Genomic DNA, 9239 nt, shown 5'->3' with positions numbered 1-9239 from the left:
CCGCTGCGGCGCTCTGGGGGGGGGGGTGGGGGGGTCTTGTGATAACCCAGAATCGACTCCACGATGAAGGCGATGATCGCGGCGAGGAGCTGGATGCCGAACACCCGCCACCAGGAGCCGCGGACGAGTTTGGCGGAGCGGCGCATCGACTTCACGATGCCCTGCTTCTCCAGCATCAGGGCGGGGGAGGCGAGCGAGAAGCGGATCATCAGCCAGAGGGTGACGACACCTGCGGCCAGGGCGCCGAAGACGGCGAGCGTGAAGCCGGCGTCGGCCGAGCCGCCCGCCATCACGAGCAGACCCGGCAGCGCGCCGGCGGTGAGGATCGCGACGGCGATGAGCGGGAGCAGCAGGGTCAGGCCGAACAGCCTGGCGAGCTGGGGACGGGCGTCCCGCCACGCCTCGCCCGTGGTCACCGGCTTGCCGATCACGGCACGGCTGGTCACCGACGTGAGCAGGGCCGTCGCGACGATGGTGCCGAGCAGGGTGACGAGCATGACGAGACCGGAGCCGAGAAGGGCGTCGCCCATGGCCCGGCTCAGCTCGCCGAGGGTGGCGCTCGGGTCGTTGAGCGCCTCCGTGTCGGTGCTGTCCAGGACGAAGCCCTGGAGCAGGATGACGGCGACCTGCGTGACGACGGCGACGGCCAGCGAGATGCCGAGGACGGTGCGCCAGTAGGTGCGCATGGTCGACACGGCGCCGTCCAGGATCTCGCCGACGCCGAGCGGGCGCAGCGGGACCACGCCGGGCTTGGCGGCGGGCGCCTGTGCGCCCCAGGTGCCGCCCCAGCCGCCGGGACCTCCGGGGGCGCCCTGTCCGGGGCCGCCCCAGCCGCCGTATCCACCGCCCTGGCCGCCCTGCGGACGGCCGCCCCAGCCCGGGCCGGGCGCGGGGGGCGGCGGGGCCTGTGCGGGCCCCTGAGGGGCGGGCGCGGACCACTGACCGGGCGCGGGCTGCTCCTTGGACCACTTCGACGGCTGCTCGGGCGGGTTCGCCCCGTCCTGGTCCGCGGGCCGCGGGGTGCCGGACGAGTCCGGCGTCTCTTCGTCGGAGGGGGCGGATCCGGGCGATGCCCAGCCCGGAGTGTCGTTCATCGTCGCTCCTTCTCGGTGCCCGTCCCGCGGTCGCGGCGGCAGGTTGGCAGCCATCGTGTCACGGCGTGCCCGGCAAGGGACGGGCCCCGTATGGGCTGCACACCTTCAATACTCCGCCGGGTACGGGGCAGACTGGGCGAATGGCCGATCACTACGCGCAAGCCCGCGAGGACAGCGGACCGACGGAGATACCCGCGATCCGCTGGCACGAGCCGCCCGAAGGTCCCGTGGTGGTCCTTCTCGACCAGACGCGGCTCCCCGCGGAGGAGGTCGAGCTGGTGTGCACGGACGCGCCGGCACTGGTGGAGGCGATCCGGGCGCTCGCGGTGCGCGGGGCGCCGCTGCTCGGGATCGCCGGTGCGTACGGCGTCGCGCTCGCCGCCGTACGCGGCTTCGACGTGGAGGAGGCCGCCCATGCCCTGGCCGGTGCCCGGCCGACCGCCGTGAACCTCGCGGTCGGTGTGCGCCGGGCGCAGGCGGCCCACCGGGCGGCGCTCTCCGCGGGCGGCGACGAGACGGTTGCCGCGGCGGCCGCGCTGAACGCGGCGCGGACGCTGCACCGCGAGGACGCCGAGGCGAGCGCGCGCATGGCCGAGCACGGCCTCGCGCTGCTCGACGAACTGCTGCCGGGCGGCAGCCACCGGGTCCTCACGCACTGCAACACCGGCGCGCTGGTCTCCGGCGGTGAGGGCACCGCGTTCGCCGTGGCGCTCGCAGCGCACCGGGCGGGGCAGTTGCGGCGGCTCTGGGTGGACGAGACGCGGCCCCTGCTGCAGGGTGCCCGTCTGACGGCCTACGAGGCCGCTCGCAACGGCATGGCGTACACCCTGCTCACGGACAACGCGGCGGGCTCCCTGTTCGCTGCCGGGGAGGTGGACGCGGTGCTGATCGGGGCCGACCGCATCACCGCCGACGGTTCGGTGGCGAACAAGGTGGGGAGCTATCCGCTCGCGGTGCTGGCCAGGTACCACCATGTGCCGTTCATCGTGGTGGCGCCGGTGACGACCATCGATCAGGACACGCCCGACGGCGCGTCCATCGAAGTCGAGCAGCGCGCGGGTCATGAAGTGACGGAGATCGCAGCTCCGCAGGTCCCGGTGGCGGGCGTGGAGCCGGGAGGGGGTATACCTGTGGCACCCCTGGGGACCCAGGCGTACAACCCGGCGTTCGACGTGACGCCGCCGGAGTTGATCACGGCGATCGTCACCGAAGAGGGCGTTGTTTCGCCCGTGACGGCTGAGGCTCTCGCCGAGCTGTGTGACTTGTCACGCCAGGTAACGATTTAGTTAATGGGATGATGTCGTTTATGAAGGGACGAGTCCTTGTCGTCGATGACGACACCGCACTGGCCGAGATGCTCGGCATCGTGTTGCGTGGTGAAGGTTTTGAGCCGTCTTTCGTAGCCGACGGTGACAAGGCGCTGGCCGCCTTCCGCGACGCCAAGCCCGATCTGGTGCTCCTGGACCTCATGCTGCCCGGAAGGGACGGCATCGAGGTGTGCCGCCTGATCAGGGCGGAGTCCGGGGTACCGATCGTGATGCTCACGGCGAAGAGCGACACCGTCGATGTCGTGGTCGGCCTCGAGTCGGGCGCCGACGACTACATCGTGAAGCCGTTCAAGCCAAAAGAGCTGGTGGCGCGGATCAGGGCGCGGCTGCGCCGTTCGGAGGAACCGGCACCCGAGCAGCTGTCGATCGGCGATCTCGTCATCGACGTCGCCGGTCACTCTGTGAAGCGGGAAGGCATGTCGATCGCGCTGACGCCGCTGGAGTTCGACCTGCTGGTCGCTCTGGCGCGCAAGCCCTGGCAGGTGTTCACGCGTGAGGTCCTCCTGGAGCAGGTGTGGGGCTACCGGCACGCGGCGGACACCCGTCTGGTCAACGTGCACGTCCAGCGACTGCGCTCCAAGGTCGAGAAGGACCCGGAGCGCCCGGAGATCGTGGTGACCGTCCGAGGTGTCGGATACAAGGCAGGACCGAGCTGACATGTCATGGGACAGTGCCGCTTCGGCGTCCGCTGAGCTGGGGGACCGTTCGGGGCGGCCTGTCGGCCGGAAGATGAAGGGCTCCCGCTGGGAGCGGTTCTTCGAAGGAGGACTGCTCCAGGGGGGAGTCCAGGGCAGCCCGGTTCTCCGGCTGCTCATACGCTGGGTGCGCCGTCCGCTGCTGCCCGTGATGCGGCTGTGGCGGCGCAACATCCAGCTCAAGATCGTCGCGACGACGCTGATGATGTCGATGGGCGTCGTCCTGCTGCTCGGCTTCGTCGTGATCGGGCAGGTCCGCAACGGTCTGCTGGACGCCAAGGTGAGGGCTTCGCAGAGCCAGGCCACCGGCGGTTTCGCGGTGGCCAAGCAGCAGGCGGACGCGGCGGTGACGGCCAACGGCGACGACCGTTCGGCGACGGACGGCCGGACGTCGAGGAACGTCAGCGCGTGGATGACCGACCTCGTCGTGTCCCTGTCCAGTGGTGGGCAGGGCGCCTTCGACGTGGTCACGCTCAACTCCACCGCCTCGGGTGACGGCAGCGGCGGCCTCGCGCCGCGGTCCTCTGGCGCCGTCGACTCGACGGTGAGCATCCCCGAGAACCTGCGTGGCCGGCTCGACAAGAGCACCTCGGCGGCGCAGAGCTACACCCGTGTCGTCTACAAGGACGGCAAGGAGTCGCAGCCGGCGCTGGTCATCGGCAAGCAGGTCAGCGACCCCAACGGGGACGCGTACCAGCTCTACTACCTCTTCCCGCTGACGCAGGAGGAGAAGTCGCTGAGCCTGGTCAAGGGCACTCTCGCGACGGCCGGACTGTTCGTCGTGGTGCTTCTCGGGGCCATCGCCTGGCTCGTGGTGCGCCAGGTCGTCACACCGGTGCGGATGGCGGCGGGGATCGCCGAGCGGCTCTCCGCCGGACGCCTCCAGGAACGTATGAAGGTCACCGGCGAGGACGACATCGCGCGTCTGGGCGAAGCCTTCAACAAGATGGCGCAGAACCTCCAGCTCAAGATCCAGCAGCTCGAGGACCTGTCGCGCATGCAGCGCCGGTTCGTGTCCGACGTGTCGCACGAACTGCGCACACCCCTGACCACCGTGCGGATGGCCGCCGACGTCATCCACGACGCGCGCGTGGACTTCGACCCGGTGACCGCGCGGTCGGCCGAACTCCTCGCCGACCAGTTGGACCGCTTCGAGACGCTGCTCGCCGACCTGCTGGAGATCAGCCGGTTCGACGCGGGCGCGGCCGCGCTGGAGGCCGACGCGATCGACCTGAGGGAGGTCGTACGACGGGTGGTCGGCGGGGCCGAACCGCTCGCCGAACGCAAGGGCACGCACATACGCATCAAGGGTGACCAGCAGCCGCTGATCGCCGAGGCGGACGCCCGGCGGGTCGAGCGGGTGCTGCGCAACCTCGTCGTCAACGCCGTGGAGCACGGCGAGGGCAAGGACGTCGTCGTCAAGCTCGCCGCGGCGGGCGGAGCGGTCGCGATCGCGGTCCGCGACTACGGCGTCGGGCTCAAGCCCGGCGAGGCGACCCGCGTGTTCAGCCGCTTCTGGCGGGCCGACCCGGCACGCGCGCGTACCACCGGCGGCACGGGTCTCGGGCTGTCCATCGCCCTGGAGGACGCACGGCTGCACGGCGGCTGGCTGCAGGCATGGGGCGAGCCGGGCGGCGGTTCGCAGTTCCGGCTGACCCTGCCGCGCACGGCGGACGAGCCGCTCAGGGGATCGCCGATACCCCTGGAACCCAAGGACTCCCGGCGCAACCGCGGACTCGACGACGCCGGGTTGCCGCACGGCGGCGCCACGAAGCGCGCCACGGTTCCCGTCCAGCAGGCCGGATCCGCCGCGGATCCGATACCGCCGCGCGGGGCCATGGCCTCCCGGCTGGCCGGGGCCTCGCCCACGGCCGATCCGACGGCGCTGCCGGGCAACGGCGCCCGCGTGGTGCCCCGGCCCGCCGGAGCGCTGCGGCGCCAGGAGGAGACATCCGGCACCGGCCGGGAACGCACCACCGCGCAGGAGCGGGGGCGGGACGGCGAGACGCCGGAGGAGCTCGGACATGGGGAGGCATTTCGTGGGCGCTGACCGAGGGGGGAACGGCGTCCGCGGACGCCGTTCGGTGAGCGCCATGGTGTACGCCGGTTGTGGCGTCCTGCTGCTGGCGGGGTGCGCGTCGATGCCGGACAGCGGGGATATGCGCGGGGTGGAGTCGACCCCGCGCCAGGACTCGCAGGTCCGCGTCTACGCCATGCCGCCGCATCCCGGCGCCTCGGCGGCGGAGATCGTCCAGGGCTTTCTGGAGGCCCTGACCAGCGATGACGCCAAGTACGAGACGGCCGGCAAGTACCTCACCGACAGCGCGCGCAAGACGTGGGATCCGTACCGTTCGACGACGGTCCTCGCGGACGCGCCGGAGCCGGTGGGAGCGCCCTCGGGGACCAAGGAGGGCAGCCGTGACGTCCTGTTCCGGCTGAACGGCACCAAGGTCGCCGGCGTGGACGCCCGGCACGCGTACGGGCCGGACTCCGGCCAGTACAGCGGATCGGTGCATCTGACCAAGCTCAAGAGCAACAAGCAGTGGCGTATCGACGGGCTCCCGCAGGGCGTCGTGATGGGCACGTCGGACTTCCAGCGCAACTACGTGTCCGTCAATAAGTACTACTACGCGTCGAACGGGACCTCCGGGCCCGGCCGCCCCCTGGGGACCGTCGCCGACCCGGTCTACGTGCGCGCGCAGGTGGACCCGATGACGCAGATCGTGCGCGCCCTGCTGAAGGGGCCCACGAGGTGGCTGGACCCGGTGGTCAGGTCGAGTTTCCCCTCGGGCACGGAACTGAAGAACAGCGACGTGTCGCTGTCGCCCGACGACCGCAACAGCGTCACGGTGCCCCTGAACAAGAGGGCCGACCGGGTCGGAAGCGCCAAGTGCCGGGAGATGGCGGCCCAGATCCTCCTCACTCTCCGGGATCTGACCCCCACCGGCGTCGACGAGGTGGAGCTCCAGCGGTCGAACGGCTCGCAGCTCTGCGTGCTGACCAAGGCCAGGGCCGAGAGCGTCGCCTCGCACGGTACGGGCGAGCACCCGGAGTACCAGTACTTCATCGATCACGAGCAGCGGCTCGTACGGATGCCCGGCGGCAACCGTGAGAAGAAGCCCGAGCCGGTGCCCGGTGCGCTGGGCGAGGGCGGCAAGAAGCTGCGGGCGGCGGCGGTGTCGCGGGACGAGGACACCGCCGCCGGAGTGTCGGCCGACGGCCGGAACTTGTATGTCGGGTCGCTGGTGCCGGGCGGTTCGCTCGCCGAGCCGGTGGTGCGCAGCCAGGGCAGGACGGCCGGCGACCGGCTGACGACGCCGAGCTGGGACGCGCACGGCGATCTGTGGGTGGCCGACCGCGACCCGAAGAAACCCAGGCTGCTTCTGCTGCGCAAGGGCGCGGGCGAGCCCGTCGTCGTGCAGACGCCGGAGCTCGACGGGCGCATCGAGGCGGTGCGGGTGGCCGCCGACGGTGTGCGTGTCGCGCTGATCGTCGAGAAGGACGGCAAGAGCTCGCTGCAGATCGGACGCGTCGAGCGGTCCGATGCCGACGAGCCCGACGGTGCGTTCATCGTCGAGCCGCGTTCCGTCGCGCCCCAGCTCGAGGAGGTCACGGCCATGTCCTGGGCCGGGGACAGCCGCCTCGTGGTGGTCGGCAGTGAGAAGGGCGGCGTGCAGCAGATGCAGTACGTCCAGGTCGACGGCTCCACTCCGCTGGGCACCTCGCCCTCCGTGCTGGCCAACGTCAAGGAGATCGCCGCGTCGGAGGACGAGCAGTTGCCGCTGGTGGCGCACTCGGAGGCGGACGGGATCGTGCGGCTGTCGGCGGGAGAGCAGTGGCAGAAGGTGGTCCAGGACGGGACGGCGCCGGTCTATCCGGGGTAGCGCCGTGTGCGTCTCGGCTGGGCTCGTCCGGTTTCCGGGCGGGCCCGCCGTCGTTTCGGGAGCTGTCCACAGGCGGTTCTCCGCGGTTTTCCACAGGGGTGGTCGAGCGGGCCGGGCGTTGGCACAGTGGTCGCCATGCGGGGGTGGTGGCGGGACCTCACGGATCTGGTGCTGCCGGCCGAGTGCGGAGGCTGCGGGAGGCCTCGCACGGTGCTCTGTCCCGAGTGCCGTGCCGCCCTGACGGGGGCCGCGCCGTGCCGGGTGCGACCGGTGCCCGAGCCGGCGGGGCTGTCCGTGGTGCACGCGGCGGCTCCCTACGGGGACGAGGTGCGGGCCATCCTCCTCGCTCACAAGGAACGGGGTGCGCTGGCGCTGGCGGCACCCCTGGGCGCGGCCCTCGCGGGGGCTGTGCGGGCAGGTCCGGGGCCTGCGGGACGTCCTGGTCCGGGAGGGCGGCTCGTGGCTCCGCAGGGACGACAGGGGTTCGGGAAGGGGGACGTATGGGGAGAGCCGGCGTCCAGGAGGGGGGACGTGCGGGGAGAGCGGGCCGGGCCGGGTGGTGGCGGCGCGCTGGTATGGGAGACGGGGGCGGGCACCGGTGGTGTGCCGGTCGGGGAGGCCGGGGCGGGGCACGGGCCCGTGCTGCTGGTGCCCGTGCCGTCGGCGCGGTGGGCGGTCCGGGCGCGGGGCCATGATCCGGTGCGGCGGATCGCGCTCGCGGCGGCGCGGGAACTGCGGCGCACCGGAACACCGGCCCGGGTGCTCGGTGTGCTGCGGCAGCGGCGGGCCGTGGCCGACCAGTCGGGGCTGAACTCCCGTCAGCGGGCGGCGAATGTGGCCGGCGCCCTGGAGGTCGTCGCCGGGGGCGAGCGGCTGCTGGCCGGGGGCGGGCGGGTCGTGCTGGTGGACGACCTGATGACGACGGGGGCGTCGCTGGCGGAGGCGGCGCGAGCGGTGCGGACGGCGCAGTCGGGTGTGCGGGCGCTGGGATGGACGGGTGAGAGGACGGTACGGACGGAGGTGTACGGGCGAATCAGGGGTAGGGAGCAGGCCGAAGGGAAGTGTGGCGACATGGTCTGCTCGGCCGTGATCGCGGCACCGCCGGACGCCTTCGAAATAAACCGGAACTAACCGAGAAGTTGCATAGTTGCAGGTAACGAGAGGGTCAATTCACCTGAACGGAGGTACGTATCAGTAGAGGGTGACGACATCCGTCCGGGCGAGATATGTTCGGTTGTGAGGCAATGGCGCAGGCCGTACCTCGCGCATCCGAGTGCCGAAGCGTGACTTTCCGGCAATCACCCGCATCGGTGGGGTGGAGATCTTGTCCTTGGGGGAGGAGGAGGTGAAAGTCACCGAGTCCGAGGTTCCGGGGCTCACCGGAACCTGGTGCAAAAGGGAGATGCTCCGCCAGTGGAGCGGGGCTATCCGGGAACGGAGTTCTGCGTGGACATCGTCGTCAAGGGCCGCAAGACCGAGGTGCCTGAGCGGTTCCGCAAGCACGTGGCCGAGAAGCTGAAGCTGGAGAAGATCCAGAAGCTCGATGGCAAGGTGATCAGCCTCGACGTCGAGGTGTCCAAGGAGCCCAACCCCCGACAGGCCGACCGCAGTGACCGGGTGGAGATCACGCTCCACTCCCGCGGGCCGGTGATCCGGGCGGAGGCAGCGGCAAGCGACGCGTATGCAGCACTCGACCTGGCCGCGGACAAGCTCGAGGCCCGGCTGCGCAAGCAGCACGACAAGCGCTACACCCGCCGTGGCAACGGCAGGATCTCGGCGGCCGAGGTCGCCGACGTCGTCCCGGGGGCCGCGACCCTGAACGGCAGCGGTGACGTCGTCCACGACGAGGAGCCGGACGCCGTGCCCACCAAGAAGATCGGCTCTCTCGAGATCATGGGGGAAGGCCCCTGTGTCGTCCGGGAGAAGACCCACGTGGCCGCACCGATGACGCTCGACCAGGCGCTCTACGAAATGGAGCTGGTCGGGCACGACTTCTACCTCTTCGTCGACTCCGAGACGAAGGAGCCCAGCGTCGTCTACCGGCGCCACGCGTACGACTACGGGGTCATCCACCTCAGCACGGACCCGATGGTCACCCAGGGCGGGGCGGACGCTCCGGGTGGCGCGCTCGGCGGCTGACCGTCCCCTGTGACGGATGAGCCGGGGGGCCCGGGGGGGGGGGGGGGGCCCCCCCGGTGATGGGTGGGGGGTCTCATCAACCCCCCGCCCCTAGACCCC

At 71.4% G+C, this 9239-nt stretch carries 7 protein-coding genes; 6 read left to right on the top strand and 1 reads right to left on the bottom strand.

All coding sequences use genetic code 11. From position 1 onward, the window contains the following. Positions 1-1094, bottom strand: a 1094-nt coding sequence (locus ACFXGX_RS32435; RefSeq protein WP_384798317.1) for a hypothetical protein, incomplete at its 3' end; no start/stop codon positions are given. 140 nt (positions 1095-1234) lie between these two features. On the opposite strand from ACFXGX_RS32435, the gene mtnA reads away from it, so the two are divergent. From mtnA to hpf, 6 genes are all read left to right on the top strand, one after another. Then, entirely contained in the window at positions 1235-2380 is a 1146-nt protein-coding gene (mtnA, locus tag ACFXGX_RS32430) for an S-methyl-5-thioribose-1-phosphate isomerase (RefSeq protein ID WP_384798314.1), read from the top strand. A gap of 8 nt (positions 2381-2388) precedes the next feature. Continuing rightward, positions 2389-3078: a two-component system response regulator MtrA gene (gene mtrA / locus ACFXGX_RS32425; protein ID WP_192582811.1), complete on the top strand. Its 690-nt coding sequence runs from the start codon at positions 2389-2391 to the stop codon at positions 3076-3078. A 1-nt stretch (position 3079) separates the two neighbouring features. Further along, on the top strand, positions 3080-5167 hold the full coding sequence (mtrB, locus tag ACFXGX_RS32420) for an MtrAB system histidine kinase MtrB (RefSeq protein WP_384798309.1): 2088 nt from the start codon (positions 3080-3082) through the stop codon (positions 5165-5167). Positions 5168-5210: 43 nt separating this feature from the next. Further along, positions 5211-7001, top strand: a complete 1791-nt coding sequence (locus ACFXGX_RS32415) for an LpqB family beta-propeller domain-containing protein (RefSeq protein ID WP_384798305.1) — start codon at positions 5211-5213, stop codon at positions 6999-7001. Positions 7002-7136: 135 nt separating this feature from the next. Further along, positions 7137-8132 carry a ComF family protein gene (locus ACFXGX_RS32410; protein WP_384798302.1) on the top strand — a complete coding sequence of 332 codons (996 nt, stop codon included), beginning with the start codon at positions 7137-7139 and terminating at the stop codon, positions 8130-8132. A 315-nt stretch (positions 8133-8447) separates the two neighbouring features. Beyond that, positions 8448-9140, top strand: a complete 693-nt coding sequence (hpf, locus tag ACFXGX_RS32405) for a ribosome hibernation-promoting factor, HPF/YfiA family (protein WP_382790406.1) — start codon at positions 8448-8450, stop codon at positions 9138-9140. The last annotated feature ends 99 nt before the right edge of the window (positions 9141-9239 follow it).

Origin of the sequence: Streptomyces sp. NPDC059371, assembly GCF_042751995.1 — a bacterium.
GTDB lineage: Bacteria > Actinomycetota > Actinomycetes > Streptomycetales > Streptomycetaceae > Streptomyces.
Note: the sequence above shows the minus strand (reverse complement) of the source record. Positions and strands in the feature narration are given on the sequence as shown.

Bases quoted from the DNA above. Each gene is read 5' to 3' on its own strand.
- mtnA (WP_384798314.1), top strand. From the start codon at position 1,235: ATGGCCGATCACTACGCGCAAGCCCGCGAGGACAGCGGACCGACGGAG.
- mtrA (WP_192582811.1), top strand. From the start codon at position 2,389: ATGATGTCGTTTATGAAGGGACGAGTCCTTGTCGTCGATGACGACACC.
- mtrB (WP_384798309.1), top strand. From the start codon at position 3,080: ATGTCATGGGACAGTGCCGCTTCGGCGTCCGCTGAGCTGGGGGACCGT.
- ACFXGX_RS32415 (WP_384798305.1), top strand. From the start codon at position 5,211: ATGGTGTACGCCGGTTGTGGCGTCCTGCTGCTGGCGGGGTGCGCGTCG.
- ACFXGX_RS32410 (WP_384798302.1), top strand. From the start codon at position 7,137: ATGCGGGGGTGGTGGCGGGACCTCACGGATCTGGTGCTGCCGGCCGAG.